General features: G+C 36.4%; 28 protein-coding genes. 14 read left to right on the top strand and 14 right to left on the bottom strand.

Annotation, left to right across the window (positions count from 1 at the left end):
• The first annotated feature begins 122 nt into the window (after window positions 1–122).
• From DAY19_RS06815 to DAY19_RS06790, 5 genes are all read left to right on the top strand, one after another.
• On the top strand, window positions 123–605 hold the full coding sequence (locus DAY19_RS06815) for an NADH-quinone oxidoreductase subunit B (RefSeq protein WP_114706451.1): 483 nt from the start codon (window positions 123–125) through the stop codon (window positions 603–605).
• Window positions 598–1,236 (top strand): NADH-quinone oxidoreductase subunit C, encoded by a 639-nt coding sequence (locus DAY19_RS06810; protein ID WP_114706450.1) that lies wholly within the window; start codon window positions 598–600, stop codon window positions 1,234–1,236. Before DAY19_RS06815 ends, DAY19_RS06810 begins: the two co-directional genes overlap by 8 nt.
• Window positions 1,237–1,254: 18 nt before the next feature.
• On the top strand, window positions 1,255–2,412 hold the full coding sequence (locus tag DAY19_RS06805) for an NADH-quinone oxidoreductase subunit D (protein WP_114706449.1): 1,158 nt from the start codon (window positions 1,255–1,257) through the stop codon (window positions 2,410–2,412).
• Window positions 2,409–2,927, top strand: a complete 519-nt coding sequence (locus DAY19_RS06800; RefSeq protein WP_114706448.1) for a 4Fe-4S binding protein — start codon at window positions 2,409–2,411, stop codon at window positions 2,925–2,927. Before DAY19_RS06805 ends, DAY19_RS06800 begins: the two co-directional genes overlap by 4 nt.
• 399 nt (window positions 2,928–3,326) lie before the next feature.
• Window positions 3,327–3,848, top strand: coding sequence for a hypothetical protein (locus DAY19_RS06790; protein WP_114706446.1), 522 nt, complete (start codon window positions 3,327–3,329; stop codon window positions 3,846–3,848).
• On the opposite strand, the gene DAY19_RS06785 is transcribed toward DAY19_RS06790, so the two are convergent.
• The 4 genes from DAY19_RS06785 to DAY19_RS06770 form a co-directional block, all read right to left on the bottom strand.
• Complete coding sequence (locus DAY19_RS06785; RefSeq protein ID WP_114706445.1) at window positions 3,845–4,567, bottom strand: lysophospholipid acyltransferase family protein; 723 nt, start codon at window positions 4,565–4,567, stop codon at window positions 3,845–3,847. The two genes, DAY19_RS06790 and DAY19_RS06785, sit on opposite strands and share 4 nt — an antisense overlap.
• Before the next feature lie 75 nt (window positions 4,568–4,642).
• Complete coding sequence (locus DAY19_RS06780) at window positions 4,643–5,089, bottom strand: DMT family transporter (protein ID WP_114706444.1); 447 nt, start codon at window positions 5,087–5,089, stop codon at window positions 4,643–4,645.
• Between the two features lie 8 nt (window positions 5,090–5,097).
• Window positions 5,098–6,327: a class I SAM-dependent rRNA methyltransferase gene (locus DAY19_RS06775; protein ID WP_114706443.1), complete on the bottom strand. Its 1,230-nt coding sequence runs from the start codon at window positions 6,325–6,327 to the stop codon at window positions 5,098–5,100.
• 2 nt (window positions 6,328–6,329) lie between these two features.
• The gene (locus DAY19_RS06770; RefSeq protein ID WP_114706442.1) at window positions 6,330–6,620 is read right to left on the bottom strand and encodes a hypothetical protein; all 291 of its coding nucleotides are present in this window, start codon (window positions 6,618–6,620) and stop codon (window positions 6,330–6,332) included.
• Between the two features lie 54 nt (window positions 6,621–6,674).
• On the opposite strand from DAY19_RS06770, the gene DAY19_RS06765 reads away from it, so the two are divergent.
• The 3 genes from DAY19_RS06765 to DAY19_RS06755 all read left to right on the top strand — a co-directional run bounded on the left by DAY19_RS06765 (window position 6,675) and on the right by DAY19_RS06755 (window position 10,358).
• The gene (locus tag DAY19_RS06765; RefSeq protein ID WP_114706441.1) at window positions 6,675–7,535 is read left to right on the top strand and encodes a hypothetical protein; all 861 of its coding nucleotides are present in this window, start codon (window positions 6,675–6,677) and stop codon (window positions 7,533–7,535) included.
• 83 nt (window positions 7,536–7,618) lie between these two features.
• Window positions 7,619–9,304, top strand: coding sequence for an energy-dependent translational throttle protein EttA (gene ettA, locus DAY19_RS06760; RefSeq protein ID WP_114706440.1), 1,686 nt, complete (start codon window positions 7,619–7,621; stop codon window positions 9,302–9,304).
• Window positions 9,305–9,308: 4 nt separating this feature from the next.
• Entirely contained in the window at window positions 9,309–10,358 is a 1,050-nt protein-coding gene (locus DAY19_RS06755; protein WP_114706439.1) for an aspartate kinase, read from the top strand.
• On the opposite strand, the gene DAY19_RS06750 is transcribed toward DAY19_RS06755, so the two are convergent.
• Together DAY19_RS06750 and DAY19_RS06745 are read right to left on the bottom strand one after the other, a co-directional pair.
• On the bottom strand, window positions 10,291–11,439 hold the full coding sequence (locus DAY19_RS06750; RefSeq protein ID WP_114706438.1) for an ATPase, T2SS/T4P/T4SS family: 1,149 nt from the start codon (window positions 11,437–11,439) through the stop codon (window positions 10,291–10,293). The genes DAY19_RS06755 and DAY19_RS06750 overlap by 68 nt on opposite strands.
• A gap of 10 nt (window positions 11,440–11,449) precedes the next feature.
• The gene (locus DAY19_RS06745; protein WP_158536821.1) at window positions 11,450–12,712 is read right to left on the bottom strand and encodes a pilus assembly protein N-terminal domain-containing protein; all 1,263 of its coding nucleotides are present in this window, start codon (window positions 12,710–12,712) and stop codon (window positions 11,450–11,452) included.
• Between the two features lie 70 nt (window positions 12,713–12,782).
• On the opposite strand from DAY19_RS06745, the gene DAY19_RS15435 reads away from it, so the two are divergent.
• A complete protein-coding gene (locus DAY19_RS15435; RefSeq protein ID WP_255509261.1) occupies window positions 12,783–12,908 on the top strand; it encodes a hypothetical protein in 126 nt (41 codons plus the stop codon).
• Between the two features lie 54 nt (window positions 12,909–12,962).
• Here the strand turns inward: DAY19_RS15435 and DAY19_RS06740 are convergent, their stop codons facing one another.
• Genes DAY19_RS06740 through DAY19_RS15315 form a run of 5 tightly spaced genes read right to left on the bottom strand, consistent with a single transcriptional unit; the run spans window position 12,963 to window position 14,886 of the window.
• Window positions 12,963–13,253, bottom strand: a complete 291-nt coding sequence (locus tag DAY19_RS06740) for a hypothetical protein (RefSeq protein ID WP_114706436.1) — start codon at window positions 13,251–13,253, stop codon at window positions 12,963–12,965.
• Window positions 13,237–13,734: a hypothetical protein gene (locus tag DAY19_RS06735; protein WP_114706435.1), complete on the bottom strand. Its 498-nt coding sequence runs from the start codon at window positions 13,732–13,734 to the stop codon at window positions 13,237–13,239. The genes DAY19_RS06740 and DAY19_RS06735 overlap by 17 nt, the downstream gene beginning before the upstream one ends.
• Before the next feature lie 36 nt (window positions 13,735–13,770).
• The gene (locus tag DAY19_RS06730) at window positions 13,771–14,427 is read right to left on the bottom strand and encodes a hypothetical protein (RefSeq protein WP_114706434.1); all 657 of its coding nucleotides are present in this window, start codon (window positions 14,425–14,427) and stop codon (window positions 13,771–13,773) included.
• Window positions 14,411–14,716 (bottom strand): hypothetical protein, encoded by a 306-nt coding sequence (locus DAY19_RS06725; RefSeq protein WP_114706433.1) that lies wholly within the window; start codon window positions 14,714–14,716, stop codon window positions 14,411–14,413. The genes DAY19_RS06730 and DAY19_RS06725 overlap by 17 nt, the downstream gene beginning before the upstream one ends.
• Window positions 14,716–14,886 (bottom strand): hypothetical protein, encoded by a 171-nt coding sequence (locus DAY19_RS15315; RefSeq protein WP_199506624.1) that lies wholly within the window; start codon window positions 14,884–14,886, stop codon window positions 14,716–14,718. The genes DAY19_RS06725 and DAY19_RS15315 overlap by 1 nt, the downstream gene beginning before the upstream one ends.
• Before the next feature lie 166 nt (window positions 14,887–15,052).
• Here DAY19_RS15315 and DAY19_RS06715 point away from each other — a divergent pair, with 166 nt between their 5' ends.
• From DAY19_RS06715 to DAY19_RS06705, 3 genes are read left to right on the top strand one after another with little or no spacing between them, the layout of a single operon-like run.
• A complete protein-coding gene (locus DAY19_RS06715; RefSeq protein WP_114706432.1) occupies window positions 15,053–15,766 on the top strand; it encodes an SPOR domain-containing protein in 714 nt (237 codons plus the stop codon).
• Between the two features lie 58 nt (window positions 15,767–15,824).
• Entirely contained in the window at window positions 15,825–16,889 is a 1,065-nt protein-coding gene (locus DAY19_RS06710; RefSeq protein ID WP_114706431.1) for a mannose-1-phosphate guanylyltransferase, read from the top strand.
• 8 nt (window positions 16,890–16,897) lie between these two features.
• On the top strand, window positions 16,898–17,113 hold the full coding sequence (locus DAY19_RS06705) for a hypothetical protein (RefSeq protein ID WP_114706430.1): 216 nt from the start codon (window positions 16,898–16,900) through the stop codon (window positions 17,111–17,113).
• Window positions 17,114–17,315: 202 nt separating this feature from the next.
• On the opposite strand, the gene queC is transcribed toward DAY19_RS06705, so the two are convergent.
• Together queC and DAY19_RS06695 are read right to left on the bottom strand one after the other, a co-directional pair.
• A complete protein-coding gene (gene queC / locus DAY19_RS06700) occupies window positions 17,316–18,011 on the bottom strand; it encodes a 7-cyano-7-deazaguanine synthase QueC (RefSeq protein ID WP_114706429.1) in 696 nt (231 codons plus the stop codon).
• An 18-nt stretch (window positions 18,012–18,029) separates the two neighbouring features.
• Window positions 18,030–19,796: a phospho-sugar mutase gene (locus tag DAY19_RS06695; protein WP_114706428.1), complete on the bottom strand. Its 1,767-nt coding sequence runs from the start codon at window positions 19,794–19,796 to the stop codon at window positions 18,030–18,032.
• Between the two features lie 124 nt (window positions 19,797–19,920).
• Between DAY19_RS06695 and DAY19_RS06690 the strand changes: the two genes are divergently transcribed.
• A complete protein-coding gene (locus tag DAY19_RS06690) occupies window positions 19,921–20,169 on the top strand; it encodes a ferredoxin (protein ID WP_114706427.1) in 249 nt (82 codons plus the stop codon).
• Here the strand turns inward: DAY19_RS06690 and DAY19_RS06685 are convergent, their stop codons facing one another.
• Complete coding sequence (locus tag DAY19_RS06685; RefSeq protein WP_114706426.1) at window positions 20,170–21,579, bottom strand: hypothetical protein; 1,410 nt, start codon at window positions 21,577–21,579, stop codon at window positions 20,170–20,172.
• 149 nt (window positions 21,580–21,728) lie between these two features.
• On the opposite strand from DAY19_RS06685, the gene DAY19_RS06680 reads away from it, so the two are divergent.
• Window positions 21,729–23,048, top strand: a complete 1,320-nt coding sequence (locus tag DAY19_RS06680; protein ID WP_114706425.1) for a putative Na+/H+ antiporter — start codon at window positions 21,729–21,731, stop codon at window positions 23,046–23,048.

The raw sequence follows: 23,048 nt of genomic DNA, 5'->3' as shown, positions 1-23,048 counted from the left end.
CCCTATGCGCTATCAAAAAACATGCGTTTTTTGTGTGCCTTTAATTGACTAGAAACCTAAGCATTGGTAATTTATAAGCTAAGAATTTCATAATTTTACATATCTAAAAAGGATTGCTGACAATGCAAGATAGTGTTGTTTTATTAAAACTCGATGACTTCCTTAACTGGGGAAGAAAGAATTCTCTATGGCCAATGACATTTGGTCTAGCTTGTTGTGCTATTGAAATGATGGCAACTGGTGGTGCTAAGTATGACTTAGAACGCTTTGGTTGTGGTGCTTTCATGGCGACTCCAAGACGTGCGGACTTAATGATTGTTGCAGGGACAGTAACACTTAAGATGGCACCAAGAATTAAAACTCTTTATGAACAAATGGCCGAGCCGAAATATGTTATTTCAATGGGCTCATGTGCCAACAAAGGTGGCCCTTACTGGCAACATGGTTATCACGTCCTTAAGGGTGTTGATGAAATCATTCCAGTTGACGTTTACGTTCCAGGTTGCCCACCTAGACCAGAAGCTCTTATTGAGGGTCTTATGACACTTCAAAAGAAAGTAGCAAATGAGAGACTTCTTAAAGATAAGTGGGTGAAGCATGCTTAATGAATTAGTAAGTTTTATTAATGATAAAGTTAGTGGCGCAAACGCATCTTTAATTGAAAATGAAGCAGGTGATAAGCCAATCTTAGTTGATGCTTCTAAAATCAAAGACGTTTGTTTTGTTCTTAGAGATAGCTCTGAATATCAATTCAATGTTCTTCAAGTTGTTTCAGGCGTTGACTACGATAGTGAAATTGAAGTTAATTATATGCTAGCTTCATTTATTACTAACTCTGATGACGTCATCATTAAAGTTAAGCTTCCAAAAGCTAACAAGGATGATGTTCCTAAGGTTGATTCAGTATGTGACGTTTGGAAGTCTGCAAACTTTCTTGAAAGAGAAGTCTATGACATGAACGGTGTTGAATTTGTTGGACACCCTGACTTAAGAAGAATCCTATGCCCTGAAGACTGGGAAGGTTTTCCACTTCGTAAAGATTATGAAGTTCAAAAAGCTTGGCATGGTCTTGAGATTAATCCTGAACATAAAATCAATAATGCTGACCATGAATTCTTCGCTAAAGCGAGAGTTGATGCTGCTGAACCAAAGAAAGTATCTGGTTCATGGGATGGAAAGATTTCTGCTGATTTAGAGGCCGCTCTAAATAAGAAAATGGATGAAGCAAATAATTAATTTTTAAGGATATTTTTAATGGAAGATACATTAAATAAAACACAAGATGTTAAACAGCAAGAGGCTCTTCATACAGATCTTCTAACTGTTAACATGGGTCCTCAACACCCGGCGACTCACGGGGTTTTACGTGTTGAGATTAAAACAGACTCAGAAATTGTTGTTCAAGCAACTCCATACCTTGGTTACTTACACCGTTGTATGGAAAAGCACAGCGAGAACTTAGACTACCGCGGAATTATTCCTTTCACTGACCGTATGGATTACTTGGGTGCTATGGGAATGGAGTGGGGATATGTTCACGGTGTTGAGAAAATGCTTGGGACAGAAATTCCAGAAAGAGCTGAATACATCAGAATTATCGTAGCAGAGCTACAAAGAATTGCATCACACTTAATGTACTTTGGTACTTATGCAATCGACCTTGGTGCTTTCACTCCTTTCTTATATGCATTCCAAGATAGAGAAGAAATCCTAAGACTCTTTGAAGAGCTTTCTGGTGCACGTCTTCTTTATAATTATATTTGGGTAGGTGGTGTATGGAACGACATCACTGATGATCAACTTCGTCGTATCGATACTTTCTGTACTAAGATGGAAGAGAATATGAAGAAGTACCACGATCTTGTTGGTATGAATGCTATCTTCCGTGACAGAACTGCAAATGTTGGTGTTGTAACTCCAGAAATGGCCTACCAATACGGAGCAACAGGTGCTGTTCTTCGTGGTTCAGGTGTTGAGTGGGATCTTCGTAAGAAGAAGCCATACGGTTACTACGAGAAATTTGATTTTGATGTAGTTACAGGTAAAGGTGAAATGGGAACTGTTGGTGACTGTTGGGACCGTTATTATGTACGTGTTTTCGAAATCTTTGAATCAATTAAGATTCTACGCCAAGCACTTGATGGAATTGAGGAAGGTCCAATTATGGGGAAAGTTCCAAAGATCATCAAGTTACCTAAAGGTGAAATCTATACAAAAACAGAGTGTCCACGTGGAGAGCTCGGTTATCACATCGTTTCAGATGGTGGTAAAACTCCTTACAGAGTTAAAGTTAAGTCTTCATGTTTTACACACACTTCAATGCTTCCTGAGCTTGGAAAAGGTCAGATGATTGCGGACTTCGTTGCTACAATCGGAAGTATTGATATTGTACTAGGAGAGGTTGACCGATGAGTACACAAGCAACTTACCAAGCAGGTGAGCAATTAACATTAGGAAAATGGTTTAAGAATATTTGGACAGCAGTTAGAACTGTAACAAAAGGTCTAGGTATTACTTTTAAATATGTATATGGTGTAAAGCCTGTAACAATTGAGTATCCAGAAGTAAGAGAAGAGCTTCCTAAAAACTCTCGCTCTCGTCTTTTCAACGATGTTGAAAACTGTATTTCTTGTTACCAGTGTGCAACGGCTTGTCCAGTTGACTGTATTTATATTACAGCAACTAGAAGAGAAAAAGATGCACCAACGATTAAAGCGAAAAATGGTACTCCTATTAAGCTTGATCTTATGCAATTCACAATTGATACAGCACTTTGCTGTTACTGTGGTCTTTGTACAACTGTTTGTCCAACAGAGTGTCTAACTCACACGACAGACTATGAATTCTCTCAATATACTCTTGATGAGATGAAGTACGACTACCTAGCGCCAGATATTAGAAAATGGCGTGAACGTATTGTAGGTTAAGCACCCGCAAAATTGACTGGCCAAAGCCAGTCTATTGTTTGCGGTGCTAGCTCCCCAACACTTTAGCTAGAAAATTTTATTCAACAAGCCGGGTTCAAGCCCGGCTTTGTTGTTTCAGGAGCAATGGGAAAGTAATCGCAAAGAAGAAGCGACACTTTCACGAAGTGAAAGTTAGCAACCCAACCCAACCCAACCCAACCCAACCCAACCCAACCCAACCCAACCCAACCCAACCCAACCCAACCCAACCCAACCCAACCCAACCCAACCCAATCCAACCCAAAAGGTAGAATAGTTATTTTGTTTACACTGCTCATCTTTTAAACACTCTATCTCCCCAATAATACGTGAAATACTTGGCATACAAAGTGCATAAATATAAGTCACAAGGGGAAAAATATGAAGACTATTCTTAAGCTTACAGTTGCACTTTTTATCACTTTAAACGCATTTTCTTATGATCAAATCTTTGCAACAACAGGTGACCTGAAAATAAGAGGACCTTATTATGGTGACCAAGAGATCCTTTCAATTAGAGTTTATGGAGATACTGTAAGTGCATATTCTAAAAATAGGAATGGTAGACAATATAATGACGTCCTTTTTAAAATCACAGAAGAGTACCAACCATACAAAGAATTCATGCTTGATATTTTAGAGAAGGGGGACTTTGTTGTTCTTCCAAATAGCTCAGGAAAGATTGAAGATCTAAGACTAATGTATAAAGGTAAGAAGTATAGTTTTCTTGAGGCAGCTTTATATTTAAATAATAAGGACCTTTGTGGGTTAGGAATGGATTGTCCAACAAGTAGTGTTGCTGTTAATGATGGAAGAAGAACAACTACACCTGGAACAAAGGGCCCTTTAAGAAGAACAAGTGCTAGAGATGTTGATTATATGACTCGCGTAAATATCTTTTAATTTGCAAGCTCTTTAGATAAGTCATCGAGCTTTGCGGCCATAAGATTACGAGTTTTATTCATTAGCTCATCAATATCGTCAACAGTTAACCCTTGTGTTGAGATAGGCTCCAAAGCTTCGATAATAACTTTACCAGGTACTATCTTTCCAAGATCAAATGAATCCTCATATTTAGAAAAAACTACTGGGTAAATTGGCATTTGACCTTTTATTGCAACAATAAATGGGCCTTTTTTAAAAGGAAGAAGTCCTTGGCCTTTTGATCTCGTACCTTCAGGCATGATCCAAACATTGCAATTATCTTCTTTTATTGTCTGAGCAACCTTTTCCATAACAGACCAGGCTTTTCTCTTATTTGTTCGATTGATAAGGATATTTCCTGCAAGCCAGTACATTTGACCAAATACTGGTATCCAAACAAGAGACTGCTTTCCAAGTGAAACAGTTCGTCTTGGAAGGGCCGGGCCTACAAAGAATATATCTAGGTTTGATTGATGATTTGAGATAAAAACAGCATTGCGAGTACTCTTGTAACCTGCTGGTAGGCGTGTTTCGATTTTAATATTGAGAAATATTCTCGTCAGCCATGAATAGTAACGAGCAATAAAGAATGTATTTCCACGATTTGCAGGACGCAGCATGCATATAGGAATCCACACAAGGGTTCCAAGAACGAGAAATATACCAACTAAGAGTAATCTTAAATAAGCTAAAACCATAAGTTTCTTATAGCATAATATTTTAGCGGTGCTTACGTTAAATTTATTCTATTTTAACGCAATCTTTTAAAAATGTTAAAATAGCGTAATAAGAAGAACTGAAGCTATCGCCATAAGAACACCAAGTCCTTTTGGGACAGTCATTGGTATATTCTCTATGAATAAATCCCACATAACACTCGTCACCATTTGGGCGGCAATAAGTCCAACTGTCGTCTTAACAGCTCCAATTTGATAAATACCAATTGGAAGCCCGACTACAAAGAGAAATCCAAAGATACCAGGAATGACATACCACCATTTAAATTGAAATTCTTTTAGACGAACAAAATCAGGAAAGAATTCTGGGTTGGCCTTTGCAAAGAAATAGAATCCTATACAAACTACTAAAGTCACAAAGTTTCCAAGAAGTGCCATCCAAGTAAGGCCTATATCTTGGGTCATTACACGATTTAGTGCTCCTTGAAGGATACCAATAAAACCAATTAGTACAGGTACAAGTACATATATATTTGTTGTCATTTATTTTCCTATTTCTTTAAAAGGGTTAAACCTTTTAGATAATCACCTTCAATAAAGCCTTTTAGAGAAGGGCAGTCGCCTGTCAGTCTTAAAGCTCCTGTGATGCTTATCTTTCTTTTTCCAATATACTCTTTTACTTTTGTTTCAAACTTCTTTCTTGTAATTGAGTGAGTATTTAAAAAGATATGTGCTTTTCCACCTTTATTTAAAATCATATCAAATAAAGGAATCATATCCTTATATGCATCAATTGCCTTTGATACTTTCTTTCCATCACTTGAAGCACTAGGAGGGTCACAGATAATAAGATCAAATTTTCGACCTTCTTCTTTAAACTTTTCTAATGCCTTGATTGTAGGCATACAAAGAGAAGTATTTCCTTCCATCTTATTTAATTCTAAGTTCTCCTCAAGCCAGTCCAGGTATTTTTGTGAAAGATCAACACTTGTAACATCCTTTGCTCCTTGCTTTAGAGCAAAGAGAGTGTATGCACCTGTATAGCTATATAAGTTTAGAACTGACTTATCTTCAAAGTCATCCTTTACTCTATTTCTTATCGCTGCCATATCAGTGTAGAGACCAATATCGTAAAATTGATTGAGGCGGATTATATAATCGACTCCAAACTCATTTACAGTGAACTCATCTTCTTGAATCGATTTATTACTTGCACAGTAAAATTCTTTTTTACGTTTCAAGTTTCTCTTTTGTACCCAAACTTTATCATTCGGATAAAAGTCTTTGATAATCTTTAGAATATCTTTTTCAAAGTGATTCCAAAAGTTAGAGTAGAATTGAACAAGAATACGATCTTTAAGTCTGATTATGAAAAGACCTGGCAAGAAGTCAGTTTCACCAAACGCCAGATAGTAGTTTTCACGGTCTGTTATTCCTCGGCGGGCCTCAAAGCTATCTTGCATTCTTTGTCTTAATTCAAAGTAGAAATCTTTTGGGCCAAGGTGTGAGCCTTCTCCAATTCTCCATAAGCGAGCTAGCACACTATCGTGAGTAGGGTCATTTAATAAAATGGCAAATTTACCTTCTTCTAGTTTTGCCGTTACAAATGGAGATCCCTGAGGAAACTTCATTGAGAAGCGATCCTTTGTAATCCAAGGATGGCCTTTATAAAGATATTTGATACTTGCAGGGTGTAGCTCGACTCGTGGTGTACGGATGCGTGAGCGCCCTGTTGATTTCCCCTTGGATTTTCCAGAGGATGCTGACGTCTTTTTATTCATGACTATTTGTTCTCTTGTAACTTTATACGATACTGAAGGTTGTTCTCTAATAAGAGTAGTAATTTATTTGTGATATCAAATGGGTTAGAAAGATCAATTATTCCAAATTCTTGTAGACGAAATTTTGTCTCAAGATCTAGGTCTCGGTAAGGGTCAAAGTCTTGGCAGAACTTCTGAAGCTCTTCAAGTGTCTCATCATTTAGATAGAAGTCTGGATGAGAAACTTTGCCGCTTTCAGCATGAAGTTGTCTGTTTTCATTTCGAATGTGAAATAACTCTTCTTTATTATCCATTAGTAATTGTTATTTCAGATACATAGCGTTACGTCAAGATATTGGAGGTTCACTTTGGCAATAATATCATTCCTTTCTATCTCAATCTTGGTCTTCTTACTTCCTGCAGAGAAGCTCATTCGTAAAACCAGTAACTTATCATATCGTTATCGTAGTCAATATCGCAGAGGAAAGGATCTGCTAATTGACTTGTCGCAACTAAACCTAATGGGAGATTTGACGCACCTCTCTCATTATAAGTTCTTTGATGAGTTAATTTGTGAAATTTCACAAGTTGCTAAGGAGTTTGGAGCTGCAACAAGTAAAACACTTTCAAAGCTTAGGCACTCATTGTCTACAGACTTACAGATCGAGAAGAAGAGCTCTGGTGTAATGAATGAAAGCTATTTCCAATTTATTCTTGCTGCTTGCTTAACCTTATTCCTAAATATTTTCTCGACGAAGATTCTCGATTTTGAAATCGATACACTATTTATTAGTTGTGCCCTTGCTTACAATCTAATAGGAATTATAACTTTTCATTATTTAATTAAGAGATTAGCACAGAAGCAAATTGTCCCAATTGGCCATGTGCTTCACAGTTTTTTAATTTTCAAGCTCATGTATGATGTTGGAACACCTCTTAATCAGTTAATAAGTCGTTCAAGAATCAATTCCTTAGCAGATATACAGTTGTCCTATGCAAAGGAGTTATTTCGTCGTCTAACGGCCCTCGTTGAGATGAAGCAGGCACAAGGACTAGATATTGGGGATGACCTTGAGTCAATTGAAATAGGACTATGGGATGAATACAAGTCACAAAACGAACAACTACTATCAAAAATTAAAATATGTAAGTTTATCTGGCTGGTTGTCTTCTTTTTCATTCCTTATGTGGGAAACTTCTTTCGTTTGATAAGTCATTTAAATCTTTAGATTGGAACGCGCTGAGTGATTGATATTCCATACTTTTGTAGGTACTTTATTTGTGTAAGTATTTAACCAAATGGAGTTACTCGATGGCCTATCAAAACGATAAGCAAATTATTTATTCAATGAACCGTGTTGGAAAAGTTTATAAGCAAAAGCACGTTCTAAAAGATATCTCTCTCTCATATTTCTATGGTGCCAAAATTGGTGTACTTGGTCTTAACGGATCAGGGAAATCAACGTTACTTAAGATTATGGCCGGCCTAGATGAAGATCACTTAGGTGAGACACATTTAGCAAAGAACTATTCTGTTGGTTATCTGGAACAGGAGCCAAAGCTTGATCCTGAGTTAACAGTTAGAGAGGTTGTTCAGCAAGGTTGCCAGGAGACAGTTGACCTTCTCGCTAAGTTTGATGAGATCTCTGCAAAGTTTGCTGAGCCGATGAGTGACGATGAGATGAACGATCTTCTTGATAAGCAGGCCAAGATTCAAGATAAACTTGATGCAGTTGATGCATGGTCTCTTGATAGTCAGCTTGATCTTGCAATGGAAGCTCTAAATTGTCCTCCTTCAGAAGCAAAGTGTGGAAACTTATCAGGAGGGGAAAAGAGAAGGGTTGCGCTATGTCGTCTACTTCTTCAAAAACCAGATATTTTACTTCTAGATGAGCCGACAAACCACCTTGATGCTGAAACAGTATGGTGGCTTGAAAGACATCTTCAGCAATATAAAGGAACAGTAATCGCCGTAACACACGACCGTTATTTCTTAGATAATGTCGCTGGCTGGATTCTAGAGCTTGACCGTGGACAAGGGATTCCTTTTGAAGGAAATTACACTGGTTGGCTAGAGACAAAAGCAAAACGTCTTGCTCAAGAAGAGAAGTCTGAGTCTAAAAGACAAAAGGCCATGAAGGAAGAACTTGAGTGGATTCGCTCAAACCCTAAAGCTCGCCAAGCTAAGTCAAAAGCTCGTATTAAAAACTATGAAGAAAGAGCAAAGTTATCTAATGAAAAGAGAAATGAAACAAATGACCTTTTCATTCCTGCAGGTCCTCGCCTTGGTGATAAAGTAATCGAAGCAAAAGGTGTTTCAAAAGCATTTGGTGATAAGCTTCTTTATGAAAACCTTGAATTCTCTCTTCCTCCAGGTGGGATCGTTGGTATTATTGGGCCTAACGGTGCTGGTAAAACTACATTATTTAAGATGATTACCGGACAAGAAGAGCCGACATCAGGAACTTTTGATGTAGGTGAAACAGTTAAGCTTGCATATGTTGATCAAGGACGTGACTTAGATCCAGAAAAAACAATTTATGATGTTGTTGCTGATGGGACAGAGTTCATTAACGTTGCAGGTACTGAAGTTAATTCTCGTGCCTATATTGCAAAATTCAATTTCTCTGGTGAAGACCAAAAGAAGAAAGTTTCTGAACTTTCTGGTGGGGAAAGAAATCGAGTTCACCTTGCAAAAGTCTTAAAAGAAGGTGGAAACGTTCTATTACTGGATGAGCCTACAAATGACCTTGATGTAAATACGCTTCAGGCCCTTGAAAAGGCCCTCGTAGACTACGCTGGTTGTGCTGTAATTATTTCCCACGACCGTTTCTTCTTAGATCGTCTTGCAACTCATATTCTTGCTTTTGAAGGAGAAGGAAAAGTTGTTTGGTTTGAAGGTAACTTTGATGAGTACGAAGAAGATAAGAGAAAGCGTCTAGGTGATGCCGCTCTTAATCCAAAACGTTACACTTATAAGAAATTAACAAGAGACTAATTTTTTGCGTAGTATTTATAAATTTGGTGGCAGCTCGATAAAATGTGCTGCCACTATAAAACAAATAGCAGACCTTATTATAAAGTGCCCAAATAATTGCTTGGTGGTTTTGTCTGCAACTTATAATTCCACAAACGAGCTAGAAGAGATCTTTGAAACTTCTAGTCTTGATCTCGTTAAAGCTTTTTTTAATAAGCATCAAGTTATTATTGATGAATTAGAGACATCCACTGATCTATCTGATTTCCAAAGTGAACTTGAGTCTTATCTTAAAAATGAAAAGACTAAGTCTGTTTTAGATAGTGTTTATAGTATTGGGGAGAGAGTCTCAACGAGGATTCTCTCAGATTATCTTCAAAAGAGGGAAGTTCATAATCATCTTGCAGATGCTAGAGACTATATTACAACTAATCGTAATTTTAATGAAGCTAAGGTTCTCTTTAAAAATACAAAAGATAAGTGCCACCCATTAAATGAGAAAGAACTGATCATTACTCAGGGATTTATTGCAAAAACACTTAGCGGGGAAACTTCTACGCTAGGTCGAGAAGGATCTGATTATTCTGCTGCTATTTTTGCTTGGGCCCTAGATGATGTTCGAGAACTTGTGATTTGGAAGGATGTAAAAGGGATTTACGGCCATGATCCAAAGTTATTAGACTCTGCGCCACTCATACCAAATCTTAGCTATCGTCAGACTAAACTTCTAACAAATAAAGGAGCAAAGATTCTCTTTCACCGTACAATGAATCCATTGATAGAAAAGAATCTGCCCCTAATTGTCAAGAGTGTCTTTTTTCCTGATGAGTCTGGAAGTTGTATTAGTGAAGGTGAGGTTGCAAAACTTAAGGCAATCTCAACTCAAGAGATCGATGGGGCAAAAGCTTTATTAACTGTTTTTGGACTCGATTATGATCAGTCCTTGGTTACAAATGAGCATCCTTATGAACTTGATGAGAATAATGATGACTATTTTAGCTTGGAAGTTAGACAGCAAGATTTGGCGGCGTTGATAAACCTTTTTGGTGATCATCTTTTTTCTTCTCATAAATAGTAGAGTAAATAGGATTGTCTCCTTCACTTCCATAGACTTCTATAATCTCAGTGACTTCTTTGTTTTCAACAAAGACAACATTATCCACGCATTGGCAGATTAACTTTAAGACTTGATTAAATTCAATACCATTCTTACTCGATGAGAATATAGAAAATAGAGTACTAAGCCTTAGTAGAGTGTCTTTGGCATTATTTGCATGGATTGTTGTCATCATTCCTTTATGTCCCGTATTCATCGCTAGTAAAAAGGGAACTATCTCTTCAGAACGAATTTCTCCTAAGAATATTCTCTTTGGCGACATCCTAAGAGCATAGGTACAATAATCATTTAAGCTCTTTCCTGAGCTCGAGTGCGAAAGGAGGTGAGTGGTATTTGAAATATCTCCATCTATTTCAGCGACATCCTCAATAATGACATGATGTTCATTTGAGTTTGCCATATCTTTGCAAACCTTTAGAAAACTCGTTTTTCCACTTCCAGTCGAGCCAGCAATTACGATATTCTTATATTCATTAACTAATTTATATATATGTGACTTAACTTGATTGTCTTGTGTGAAATTATCTAAATTAAAAACTTCTTTACTATGAACTCGAATAAAAGCTTTCGCTTGCTTAACTGGGGAAAGGCAAGGATGTGTTAAACTTATTCTCATATCAATTGGTTTTTCTGTAATTATTCTTGAGACTTTGAATGATGCAAATGGTGAACTAAAGCTCCATTCAATATTTAACTTTCTTGTTAAGAAAGTCAGACTTAATTGAAAGTCTTCGTTAGATAGGAATTCTACTTTAAGCTTTTCATTTGTTTTTGCGTGAACCTCGATATCGCTCGGAGAGTGAATAATGAACTCTCTTGCATCATACATTTTAAGAAGATCATCGATATAGCTTTGATTGTATACATGCTCAAACCAAATCTTTATTTGATCGATATTATCTAAGTCAGATAGCCTAAGATTATTAATTGATAGAGCCTCCTCTACGATTAAATCGAAGCTTAAGAGATTTGATTTCTTTGACTTCTCAATTAATAAAGCTCTAAATTCATTAAAGAAAAACTGATTTAAATCTTCCATCTTTATATCCTCACTTAAGCTTTGCAATTGCAATGATTCGTTTATAAGTTTTAAATTTTGCCGAAGAAGAAAAGAGCTTTCCTAAAACTGGAATCTTTCCAAATAATGGAATTGATCTGCCGCTTTGATCATCTGTTGTGAGATCAATTTCAAACATTTGAATAGCTGAATCTTTTTGAATTAGAAAACTTGAGCTCTGAGCGCTTCCATTTATATAAGTGTCGCCATTGTTTTGGGCCATGGGTCTGGTTAGTTTTGTTTGATATTCAATCTTAAATCGATTGTTAATTCTCTCAAGTGTCATTGAGATCTTTAAACCAGCAAAGCGCCATTGAGTATTATTTCCATTGTTGACCGTTGTCGTTGTAAATGGGATCTCTGATCCAATCTGTACCGTCGACTTTTGTTTTGTACGCAGAAGAATCTTTTGCGTTGCTAGTGTTGAAACATTATATTCAGTATCTCTTAACACTATATTCTGATTACGAGTAAGTGCTATTGCTCCATTGTCGAGAAGATCAGTTAAGCCTACATCAATTTGATCAAGTCCAAAGTTAATTTCCTTACCATCAAGACGCTCAATTTGGATAATTCGCATCTCTAATTTGTGATTTCTCAAGTTATTAAACCGTTGAGATGTTCTAAACTTAACTTTGAATTTATCCTTGATAGGTGAGAGAAAACCTTCATCTGAAAGGATCTCTTCAGTTGTTAAGCATATAATATCAAGTTCTTGTTTTTGACATCGAATATCATCATAAAAGTTTTGGAAGAAACGATGGTGAACTTCAGATATAATCTTCTTGGCCACTTTATTTTGTAGCTCTCCTTTATAGATTATGTCCTCATTACTTTTTAAAAGTTCTTTGATTATTCGATATTGATCAATAGTTTTAATATCACTATAGATGAGAAGCTTATCTCCTTTTATTGTTCCTCTGATGCCAAAGTTTTTTAAATTTGATAAGGTCTCAAGGATTTTAAATTGGCCACTTTTAGACAATACATAGACTGTATGGACGACTTTTTTTCCATTGCTTTTCCAGACTGTAACTAGTGACTGTCCCTTCATTTTGCCTTTTATATATAATTTTTGTTTGGCTTTTATGACCTTGGAAGAGAGGATCTCTTTATTGGAAACACTGAAGTTCTCAGCATCTTTTAATGAAATTTCAGATACTTGACCGATACTGAGTGTTATTTGCTTGTGAACTTGTGCGTAAACGTTTAAATTTACTAAGAACATTAAGCAAATGACTTTGACAAACGGCATGAAAGTTAGTATAAAGCTATACTCGAAAACTGTTTTCAGATTAGTTTTAAATATATTGAGGAGATTTATCATGGTATCAAGAACTCGTGTTACAAGAAATAAGCGTAATGCTAAAAAAACAAAAATGGGTGCTAGAAGAAAAGCGCAAAACAGAAACAAGGGAACAACTCCTAAGTTTAAAATTCATCTAGATTAATAAATCAATTAATTTTTAGATATAAGAAAAGGGCCCTCTTCAGGGTCCTTTTTGCTATTTGTTAAAAGTATTATTTAAAGCGACTCTGTTCTGGCGAACAACTTTAAATTCTTCATTTTTCTCACTAATACAAATATGAAGAAGAGCATCTTTGTAGATGTCTTCACATGGATTACTCTTTTGAATAAACTTAATATCTTCACTCTTTACAGCATTTTCATCTAAAACAAGTTTCATGACTTTTTCAAACATGACGTCCTTAATATCATAAGTGTAGACAACGACATTTCGTGCATTAGTGTTTAGGGAAATAAGTAGAAGTAGTAAGCTAAATTTCAATTTCATATACGCCTCCAATAGACTTGGGTTGATTAGTAACTGGATAGGAATCTAACTCAAGTGCCTTATATGGAGCTATTTTATTCAGTTCTGAAATAGATATTTTTACTAAGTAAATGGACTTCGTATTGTCTTCAAGCTTTTTTACAATCTTTGCCTTGTTTGTAAGGTGGTTATTTCCCGAATATAGGGCAACATATTGGTCTTTTCCTACAAGATTAGTCATCTCATTAATTCTAAGTTTTAAAAGTCTTTCATCTTTAGCAATATTTATTTCTTTTTCAATTGTAGCCTCTGTCATGGGTTGGGATAGGATGAATGTGAAGATATTAGTTAGGACAAGTGCTACCCAAAATCTAAGATAGAGTGATTTTTTTAATTGTTGTTCTTTTTCTTTATTAAATAAAAGCTTAGAAGTACAAGAGTTATTTGATTGCGTTCCATTGCTTGGTAAAGTTTTTGATTTCTTGTTGTTTAGAATTTTCAATTTTAATCTCCAGGTTAATTATTAAAACGAGGGTACTTATAAGAATTGAAGACCATAGTATTCCTTCAATTGTTGAAAACCCATTGGTGCCATATGTCTTGAGTTGAGTGTGAAATCGTCTAAGACATAGCCTTTCTTTAACTTGAACTTTAGTGTAATTACGAACGAATGATTTTCTGATAGATCACTTCCTTTGTAGTGAAAAGGCATAAATCCCTTCCATTCTTTTTGAAATATTGCACCTCCATCGAATTGCCTTTTAATTTTCCAGACTTTTTGTCCAAGAGGATCATCCTTCATTAGAGAAACAATATTTAAAGAATTACATTCACTGATTTGTAGCAACTTTAATCGAAAATAAAATCGATAACTTGCTTGTAGGATTTTTAATCCTTTTTCTCCATATGAAAGAAAGGGCCTTAGCCAGCTTAATATTGGTATAAATTTTCCATAAAAGAAGGAGCGAATAACGATATTCGTCTGAGAGATAAACTTGTAAAAGTCATTGTAATGTTTAACGGTTTTTTTTGCACAGATATATGATTTGTTATAGTGCTTGATAATATGAAGTTCTTCATAAGACTTTGCCATGTTGTAGAAAGTGATAGCTATAAAAGTCATAAAGAAGAAAGCACCAATAAGACTAACGCTACCTCTTTCATTATTTAGAATCTTCTTATGGTTTAAGTCCATCTTTCATCCTTAGGTAGTGTTTTTTACCTTTATAGATAAGAAATTTTTCTGTCTTTGTTTTCACGAAAGTTAATTGTGAATTTGGATCAATCCATCTCTTAAGAGAAATAAGACTTTCACATGAGAAATGTTTGAATCGTTCATTTTTATGATGAGTATTTGCTAGGGTGTGAACATAGCTTCGAAATACCATCATATTTTTACAACGGTATTTCTCGCTAACTGAAATACCCGCAAGAAATACCGTTAAAATTAGAATAGTTGATATGAAAAAAGGAACGACTTTCATTAGTCGATCTTAATGCTTTCTGTGATCTTTGATGAAGCATCCTCAAGTCTTGTTTTAACTCGGCTACCTAGGCCTTTTACTGCCGTTATGCAGATGATTCCTACAAGGCTTGTAATGATCATATATTCCATAACACCTTGGCCTTTATTATTTCTTAGAATCTTTTTCACTTTGTACCTCCGAAAATTAAGTTAGAGGCGTTATAAATGATTGCATGAATGTTTTCATTAAGATGAGAGAAAAACTCGGGGATTATTTCATTTATGAAATAAAGGATTATTTTTCCTAGTATTTTCAGCAAGTTGCTAATAATTTGGGAGAGATTAAAATATCCTTATGAATGATAAAAGTAACTTCTACGTTTTTGAGAAAAAAGAAATCCTATTGGTTGTTATCTTCGTTATTTTAGTAGCGGTAACATCTTTCTTCTTTGGTTTAAAGATTGGTTCAAACTATGCTTTTGAAAAGTCTGGTTTAGATCAAGAAGCTGAAAAGGTTTTAGATTCACCGGTAACACAAAAAGAGAAGATCGAATTAACTTCACCAGAAGAAGAAAAGGTTCAAGAACTTGTTCAAGAGCAACGTACAAAAGACGTTTCGAAAGAAGATCTTAACAAGCGTATTGAGGAATCATTGAAAGAGAAAATGGTTAAGGAGTTCTCAAGTGAGAATAAAGAGTTCAATGACCTCGCTGCAGATACTCCACCTGTTCAAGAACAAGTAGAAGAAAGACAGGCCGAACCAGTTGTTCAAGCTCAAACAGAGACGACTCAAATTCAAGAGACATCAAGTGGTACAGATGAGTACACAGGTAAGTACACAATTGTTGTTGGTTCATTTGAGTCAATTGATGATGCTAAAGAATTTGCTGAAGGCTTTAGAGTTCTTGGTTTTAGTCCAATTATTAATGAAAAGGATATTCCAGGAAAGGGGAATCGCTTTCGCGTAAGCTTGGGAGCTTTTGAGAGAATTATTGAAGCGAAGCAGTATGTTAAGAAAAATCGTTCTCTTTTTGCAGGGCGTGATTACTTCTTTACCAAATTTGATTAATTCAGCATTTTAAAATTTTTATGATATGATGGCCCTTAATAATTAAGGGCTTTTTTTTATGAATATTTATACACTTATCATGGCCGGTGGCAAGGGAACTCGTCTGTGGCCAGAGTCAACTGAATCTAAACCGAAACAGTATCTTTCATTAGTTGGTAGCGAGACTTTACTTGGTCAAACTCTTGAGCGATTTGATGGTGCAGTTGATATTGATAAGAGATTCATAATTACAACGCGTGATCAAAGTGAATTGGCCATCGATTGTTCTAAGGATCAAGTAAATAAGAATAATATCATTTATGAGCCAACAGGAAGAAATACCGCACCATGTATTCTCTTATCTCTTGCAGCAATAGAAGCAGCAGGAGCTAAAGATGAAGATATCGTAGCTGTTATGCCTTCAGATCATGTCATCTTAAATAAAACGGGCTTTCGCTCGAGTTTTGAAAAAGCTGTTAAATTATCAAGTGAGTCAAAAACCATTACAACAATTGGTATTCCGCCTCACTTTCCACATACTGGATACGGCTACATTAAGGTTGCGGATGCTCTTGGTGATGGCTTTAAGGTTGAAGAATTTGTTGAAAAGCCAAATTTTGAAAAGGCCACGGCTTACCTAAAGACTGGTAAGTATGTTTGGAATGCCGGAATGTTTATGGCCCCTCTTGGTGTCTTTAAAGAAGAATTTAAGGCCCATTCACCAGAGATGTTTAATTTTTATGAAGATTTAAAGGCCAATCTTAATGAAGAGGCCAAACTGGAAGAAGTTTATAATAAAATTCCAAAAGACTCTATTGATTATGCCATCATGGAGAAGTCGAGCCGCATTACTCTAGTTAAGGCCGAGTTTGATTGGAATGATCTTGGTTCATGGGAAGCACTTGAACAAGTAGTTGACCGTGTGGAAGGAAACACTATAATTGATAGTAACGGAACTTTCTTAAAGGACGCTACGGGAAATATTATTTATGCACCGGATAAGCATGTTTCTTTAATTAATGTTCAAGATCTTGTTGTTGTTTCAAATGATAAGGCCGTAATGATTGTGCCAAAGGATGATTCGCAACGAGTGAAAGAAATTGTTCAACACTTAAAAGATAACAAACGCAAAGAATTATTATAGGAGAATTCATGGAAGTTGTTAAAAAAGTAGGCGAGTATACAATCGTTAAAAAAAGATCTGGCCGTTTTGCTGTTAAAGATGCAAATGGAAAATTTATCAACAAAGAAGAAAAAGTAAAAATCCTTTTAGATGCAGGCTTAATTAAAGCTCCTGCTCCAAAAGTAGAAGAAGCACCTGCAGAGGAAGCTCCTGCTGAAGAAACTCAAGAAGCTGCTGCTGAATAATTCCAATAAAAAAAGCTCCTTAGTGGAGCTTTTTTTTATTATAGATAATTTGGTCTTTGATCACATCGTGCGATCAAAGGTTGCCCTGAGGCAAGCTTTGGCGCACAGATGAATGTGACTCAAGAAAGCTAGCCGAAGGCGCGGCTTTCGGTTATTTAAATCAAAAATAAAAAAGGCTCCTTATTGGAGCCTTTCTTTTTTATTATAAGTAATTCGGTCTTTGATCGTACTCAATCGGATCTTCAATCCCGGCCTTTTGAAAGCCTCTAAGTCTTAGAGCGCATGAATCACACACTCCACATGCTTTGTCCCCTCGAGCATAACATGAATAAGAAAATTGAAGTGGAGCACCTAGGTCTACCGCTTTTTGGACAATCTCATTCTTTGCCATATCAATTACTGGAGTGATGATTTCGATATCACCATCCTTTGTTCCCTGCTTGATTAGCTCATTATAAGCTGCGTAGTAACTTGGACGACAATCTGGATAACCAGATGAATCTTCGTTAACAGCACCTATGTAGATATTCTTTGCACCAACAACCTCTGACCAAGATACGGCCATTGCAATGATGTGAGTATTTCTAAAAGGTACGTAACTATCAGGGATTTCTTCTGAGTCACCTTTGTATTGTTTTACATCAATTCCATCGTCAGTCAGTGAGCTTCCACCAATCTGCTTTAAGAAAGATACGTCGATTACTTTACGAAGAGATTTATCTACACCGTAGTGATCAGCGATTTTTTGGAAGCAATCAAGCTCTCGTTCTTCAGTTTTTTGTCCGTAGTTAAGGTGAAGAAATGCAAGGTTCTCATGCTTCTCATTTGCAATTGCAGCACAAACTAACGAATCCATACCACCACTAACTAATACAACTGCAAGTTTATCACTTTTCAAAATTTTTACTCCTTAACCTTATAGTCCTTCTGCTGTTTTATTAATAAACGCTAAGAACTCATCAGTTACTTTTGAAGCTTTTGCTTTTTTATCTGCTAAGCTTCCTTCTTTTTCCTGAATCATTATGTAGAACTTAATTTTTGGTTCTGTTCCAGATGGGCGAAGATACAGGCGGTTTCCATTTTTAAAGTGGTAACCAATTACATTACTTACTGGATACTCCAGCTTTGATTCTTCACCAGATTCAAGATCTTTAACAATACCTGTCTGATAGTCTTCTATAACGTGAATATCCTGACCACACAAGCTCGACGGAGCTAAGTCTCTAAAATGACTCATAATTCGTGTAATTTTTTCGGCCCCTTCTCTACCTTGGTAAACAAGATTTAAAAGGGTCTCTTGGCTAAAGCCAAATTCTTCATAGATTTTATCGAGGGCCTCAATTAAGTTTAGGCCTTGTTTTTTGAAGTAGAGAGCTACTTCTGACATGAATGTTATTGAAGCAACACCATCTTTATCTCGAACAAAGTCATGAGGTAGGTAACCAAATGATTCCTCAGTTCCAAATAGGAAGTTTGCAGATGGATCTTCTTTTTCGATCTTATTCATAAGTCCACAGATCCATTTGAACCCAGTAAGAGTAGAATATGATTTAACTCCGTACTTATCTGCAATAAGTTCTTGTAGAGGAGTTGTTACAACAGTTTTAACAAAGTATGGATTTGCAGGCATTGTTCCATTTTCTTTTAGGCTATGTAACATATAGTAAAGCATCAGGATTCCGATTTGGTTTCCGTTGATATACTGAACTTCACCTTCGTGTTCAAAAGCAACTCCAAGACGATCTGTATCTGGGTCTGAACCATAAGCGATATCAGCTCCAGTTTCTTTCATTAAATCAACGGCCATTTTCATTGCCGATGGATTTTCTGGATTAGGTGAGCTTACTGTTGGAAAACTTGAATCTGGCTGGGCCTGCTCTTTTACTACTTCAACATTTGTGAACCCAAGTTGTGCTAAGGCCGTTGTACAAGGAATTAGTCCTGTTCCGTGAATTGGAGTATAGACGATTTTTAGATCCTTCCCATCTTTCTTACACATTTCAGGATTTACTGTTTTTGATAAGATATCGTTATAGAAGCTTTGTTCAACATCTTCGCCAACCCAGTGAATAAATCCTTCTTTTTCAGCTTGGTCAAATTCCATGAATTTAACTGCATCATAAGAAGTAATATCGTAGTAGCGATTAATAATATTCTTATCATTTGGAGGAGTAACCTGTGCTCCATCATTCCAGTATACCTTGTAGCCATTGTACTCAGGAGGGTTGTGAGAAGCCGTTACCATAACTCCTGCTTGGGCCTTATGATATCTTACAGAGTAAGAAAGCATTGGCACTGGATTAAGTCTTTTGTAGATATAAGACTTGATTCCATTGGCCGCCATAACGCCACAAACTTCTTTTGCAAATTCGAAAGAGAATTTTCTCGAATCGTAGCTTACAGCAATTGATGGGTTTGTAATTCCATTTTTAGAGCTGTGATCTAGTACTTCACCCGCAAGGGCCTGTGTAGCACGACGAACAGTATATTTATTAATGCGATTATGTCCGGCCCCAAGAATGGAACGTAGTCCACCTGTACCGAACTCGATATCTTTATAAAATCTTTCTTCGATCTCTTTCATATCGTCAGCGTCGATTAATTTTTGGATTTCAGCGCGTGACTCGTCGTCAAAGTAAGGGTTATTGGCCCAAGCATTAGCTTTTTCAAGGCTCGTTGTCATTTTGAAAATCTCCTGTGAAATTTATGATTGAGTATCTTGTGCTATATTCTCAAATCTAGTAGACTTAGGCAAAATAATATCAACAATTTATTACGTTGTGTGTTAATAAAATCAAGGAGTTAACATGGCAAACAAAGATATGAAGCATAAGGATAATGTAGCAGGTAAGTGGTACTGTACAGATCCTGATGATGATAATGGAGAAGGATGCATTGCATGTAACGTTTGTTACACAGGTGCACCAGAGTTTTTCGCTGAAGATGAGGACGGAAATGCTTATGTTAAGAAGCAGCCTGAAACTCCTGAAGATGAAGAGCTTTGCCAAGAGCAAATGGATGCATGTCCAGTTGCTTCAATCGGTGATGACGGATAATTAAAATTTCATATCAAATCTAATATATGCGGAAGTCTGATCAGCTAGTCTGTTCAGACTATCGTTATCTGTTGCATTCTGAGCGATGCCATTTTTTCTAACTTCAAAAGTAACAATAGCATCATCAAATACATCAATTGATCTTCCAGCAACAAAATCGAAATCGCCATTTTCTGCTAAAATTGTACCTGTTTGAATAATCGTTGAGCCATTTAAACGAAAATTATTATCAATTCGAGTATTTCGATTTGAGTCATATGAAATATCAGTTTCAAAATCAAAGTTCTTGAATCGAGGTGAGGCCATTGAAACACCGACTCGATAAGTTCCATCTGCTTCGACGTGAGCACTTGCACGTCTACGGCCATTTACTTCTACGGCCATATCAAGCTCCTGATCTTTTGGAGAGAGCTCAAGATTACTTTTGAGATCAATTGTTTCTGTTAGTTTATTATCCACACCGATATTTAATTCTTGATCACGATCTGAAATATCTAGATTACTTCTAATCGTTGTATTCTCAAAAGGCTTACTCTCAGTCTCCATATTAATCAGAGTGAGAGATGTTGGAATATAGTAATCTTGTCTAAGATGGAGGGCCTTATTAATTCTTACAGAACCTAGGCCTGTTTCGTAAGATCGATTCTCTAATGCAGACAACTCTCTTCTGCGAGGAATGATCTCTTCTTCTGAAGTTGTAAGATCTGGTAGGGCAAGCTTTCGATGAGCGATGGGATCAACAAAGGATTCCCCAGCATAGTAAATCTGAAAATATGGCCTCTTATCTTTAATATTAACGACTTTGACAAATATATCTTCGCCAACTTCATCCGTGGCCCTAAACCACGTGATATGAGAAAGGATATTTGAGCTACTTTGAAGAGTCATTGAAGAAAACTGAGATAAATCTGCTTCAGATGTAAAAACAAGTTCGAAGTCCTCAAACAGCTCAGGTCTGTAAAAGGCCTCTTTACTGGCAAATGTATTCGTTATACATCTTGGCTGACCATCGTTGTCAGTTATTTTTGTATAGTCTAGTACTGCTTGTAATTTAAAGCTTTCTTGTGAGAGTTCAACATTGTCTTTTGTAGGGTTGTCTTCATTAAATTTTTGAACAATGTCGACAATTTGAGATGTAAAGTTTGTCATGTCTTGGCATTCGATACAGATCTCTCTAGTACCTTCATTTCTAACAGGGGTTTCACCGTATTCATGAGGGATTAGTCGAGGTGAGACGTGTTTTGGATCTCTGGCCCTGGCAATACGAACAATATCTGAAATAACATCTTTAGCTCGATAATTAGTGCCGTTGATATTGATAATCTGATTAGAAATCGAATCGATACCTGCAATGCTCTTGAGAGCAAGAATAAATGAAAATAGGAATATGCTAATTTTATTTAGTGACACGATATCTATTCGGTTTTCATAGAATGAAGGTTTAGAAAAACTTTAGGAAAATACTAAAATAAATTAATGTAGATGAAAATTTCAGTACTTGCGCAGTTTTGCCGACAGGAATAAAATAAAAGAGTATTTTTACTTACAAAGGACGTAACATGAATCCAACTAATCTACAGCTCGTAGGTACGATTCTATTTGCATGTGCCATCTTGCACACGTTTCTAGTTTCGAAAATTCAACATTTAGCACACAAGTACCCAGAAGGGTCGATGATGGAAAACCTTTTACACTTCTTAGGTGAAGTTGAAGCGGTTTTTGGAATGTGGGCAGCTGCTTTTATTGTTTATTACAGTGCAACTCAAGGTTTTGCTGTTTACGATGATCACCACAAGGTTATTGGCGGTGCTCTAAAGTATCTTGAACAAGACGTTAACTACACAGAAGCAGCCTTTGTTTTTGTTATTATGTGTATGGCCGGTACGAGACCAATTATCGTTCTTGCTGAAAAAATTATTGGTATGATTGCTAAGGTTCTACCTTTCCCTGGAAAGATGGCCTTCTATATTTCAGCTCTTATCATTGGGCCTATCCTAGGTTCATTCATTACTGAGCCTGCGGCAATGACTGTTACGGCACTAATCCTTCTTGATTACTTCTTCACAGATGAGAAGATGAGTATGAAGTTTAAGTATGCAACGATTGGTCTTTTATTTGTAAACGTTTCAATCGGTGGTACTCTGTCTCACTTTGCTGCTCCACCTGTTTTAATGGTTGCTGGAAAATGGCACTGGGGATTCATGCACATGCTGACTAACTTCGGTTATAAAGCAACGATTTCAATTATTGTTGGAACATTAGTTATTGCATTCCTATTTAAAAATGAACTTGCAGGAAAGCTTGAAATTAAAGAAAAGAGTGAAAATTGGCTTGCTCCAACTTGGTGGATGACATTAATTCATATCATCTTCATGGGACTAGTTGTTTTCTCTGCTCACCATATGGTTTTCTTCCTAGGTCTATTCCTATTCTTCCTAGGTTTCACAACAGTAACTAACGAATACCAAGATCAAATCAAACTAAAAGAATCACTTCTTGTTGGTTTCTTCCTTGGTGGTCTTGTTACACTTGGTGGACAACAAGGTTGGTGGCTACAACCGATCCTAACTCAGTTAGGTGATTTTGTTCTCTTTGTTGGTGCAACTTCACTTACAGCGATTACTGATAACGCAGCTCTTACTTATCTAGGGACACTTGTTGAACTTACAGATTCGGCTAAGTATAACCTTGTCGCTGGTGCGGTTGCCGGTGGTGGTCTTACTGTTATTGCCAATGCTCCAAACCCTGCTGGTTTTGGAATCCTTAAGGGGACATTTGGTAAAGATGGGATTAATCCTGGAAAGCTTCTTCTTGGAGCCTTATTTCCAACAATCCTAGCAATGGTATTCTTCCAAATTCTTCCTAATCTAGGAAAGTAG

It is taken from the genome of Halobacteriovorax vibrionivorans, assembly GCF_003346865.1.
GTDB classification, from domain to species: domain Bacteria; phylum Bdellovibrionota; class Bacteriovoracia; order Bacteriovoracales; family Bacteriovoracaceae; genus Halobacteriovorax_A; species Halobacteriovorax_A vibrionivorans.
Note: the sequence above shows the minus strand (reverse complement) of the source record. Positions and strands in the feature narration are given on the sequence as shown.

Bases quoted from the DNA above. Each gene is read 5' to 3' on its own strand.
- DAY19_RS06815 (WP_114706451.1), top strand. From the start codon at position 123: ATGCAAGATAGTGTTGTTTTATTAAAACTCGATGACTTCCTTAACTGG.
- DAY19_RS06810 (WP_114706450.1), top strand. From the start codon at position 598: ATGCTTAATGAATTAGTAAGTTTTATTAATGATAAAGTTAGTGGCGCA.
- DAY19_RS06805 (WP_114706449.1), top strand. From the start codon at position 1,255: ATGGAAGATACATTAAATAAAACACAAGATGTTAAACAGCAAGAGGCT.
- DAY19_RS06800 (WP_114706448.1), top strand. From the start codon at position 2,409: ATGAGTACACAAGCAACTTACCAAGCAGGTGAGCAATTAACATTAGGA.
- DAY19_RS06790 (WP_114706446.1), top strand. From the start codon at position 3,327: ATGAAGACTATTCTTAAGCTTACAGTTGCACTTTTTATCACTTTAAAC.
- DAY19_RS06785 (WP_114706445.1), bottom strand. From the start codon at position 4,567: ATGGTTTTAGCTTATTTAAGATTACTCTTAGTTGGTATATTTCTCGTT.
- DAY19_RS06780 (WP_114706444.1), bottom strand. From the start codon at position 5,089: ATGACAACAAATATATATGTACTTGTACCTGTACTAATTGGTTTTATT.
- DAY19_RS06775 (WP_114706443.1), bottom strand. From the start codon at position 6,327: ATGAATAAAAAGACGTCAGCATCCTCTGGAAAATCCAAGGGGAAATCA.
- DAY19_RS06770 (WP_114706442.1), bottom strand. From the start codon at position 6,620: ATGGATAATAAAGAAGAGTTATTTCACATTCGAAATGAAAACAGACAA.
- ettA (WP_114706440.1), top strand. From the start codon at position 7,619: ATGGCCTATCAAAACGATAAGCAAATTATTTATTCAATGAACCGTGTT.
- DAY19_RS06750 (WP_114706438.1), bottom strand. From the start codon at position 11,439: ATGGAAGATTTAAATCAGTTTTTCTTTAATGAATTTAGAGCTTTATTA.
- DAY19_RS06745 (WP_158536821.1), bottom strand. From the start codon at position 12,712: ATGCCGTTTGTCAAAGTCATTTGCTTAATGTTCTTAGTAAATTTAAAC.
- DAY19_RS15435 (WP_255509261.1), top strand. From the start codon at position 12,783: ATGGTATCAAGAACTCGTGTTACAAGAAATAAGCGTAATGCTAAAAAA.
- DAY19_RS06740 (WP_114706436.1), bottom strand. From the start codon at position 13,253: ATGAAATTGAAATTTAGCTTACTACTTCTACTTATTTCCCTAAACACT.
- DAY19_RS06730 (WP_114706434.1), bottom strand. From the start codon at position 14,427: ATGGACTTAAACCATAAGAAGATTCTAAATAATGAAAGAGGTAGCGTT.
- DAY19_RS06725 (WP_114706433.1), bottom strand. From the start codon at position 14,716: ATGAAAGTCGTTCCTTTTTTCATATCAACTATTCTAATTTTAACGGTA.
- DAY19_RS06715 (WP_114706432.1), top strand. From the start codon at position 15,053: ATGAATGATAAAAGTAACTTCTACGTTTTTGAGAAAAAAGAAATCCTA.
- DAY19_RS06710 (WP_114706431.1), top strand. From the start codon at position 15,825: ATGAATATTTATACACTTATCATGGCCGGTGGCAAGGGAACTCGTCTG.
- DAY19_RS06705 (WP_114706430.1), top strand. From the start codon at position 16,898: ATGGAAGTTGTTAAAAAAGTAGGCGAGTATACAATCGTTAAAAAAAGA.
- DAY19_RS06695 (WP_114706428.1), bottom strand. From the start codon at position 19,796: ATGACAACGAGCCTTGAAAAAGCTAATGCTTGGGCCAATAACCCTTAC.
- DAY19_RS06690 (WP_114706427.1), top strand. From the start codon at position 19,921: ATGGCAAACAAAGATATGAAGCATAAGGATAATGTAGCAGGTAAGTGG.
- DAY19_RS06680 (WP_114706425.1), top strand. From the start codon at position 21,729: ATGAATCCAACTAATCTACAGCTCGTAGGTACGATTCTATTTGCATGT.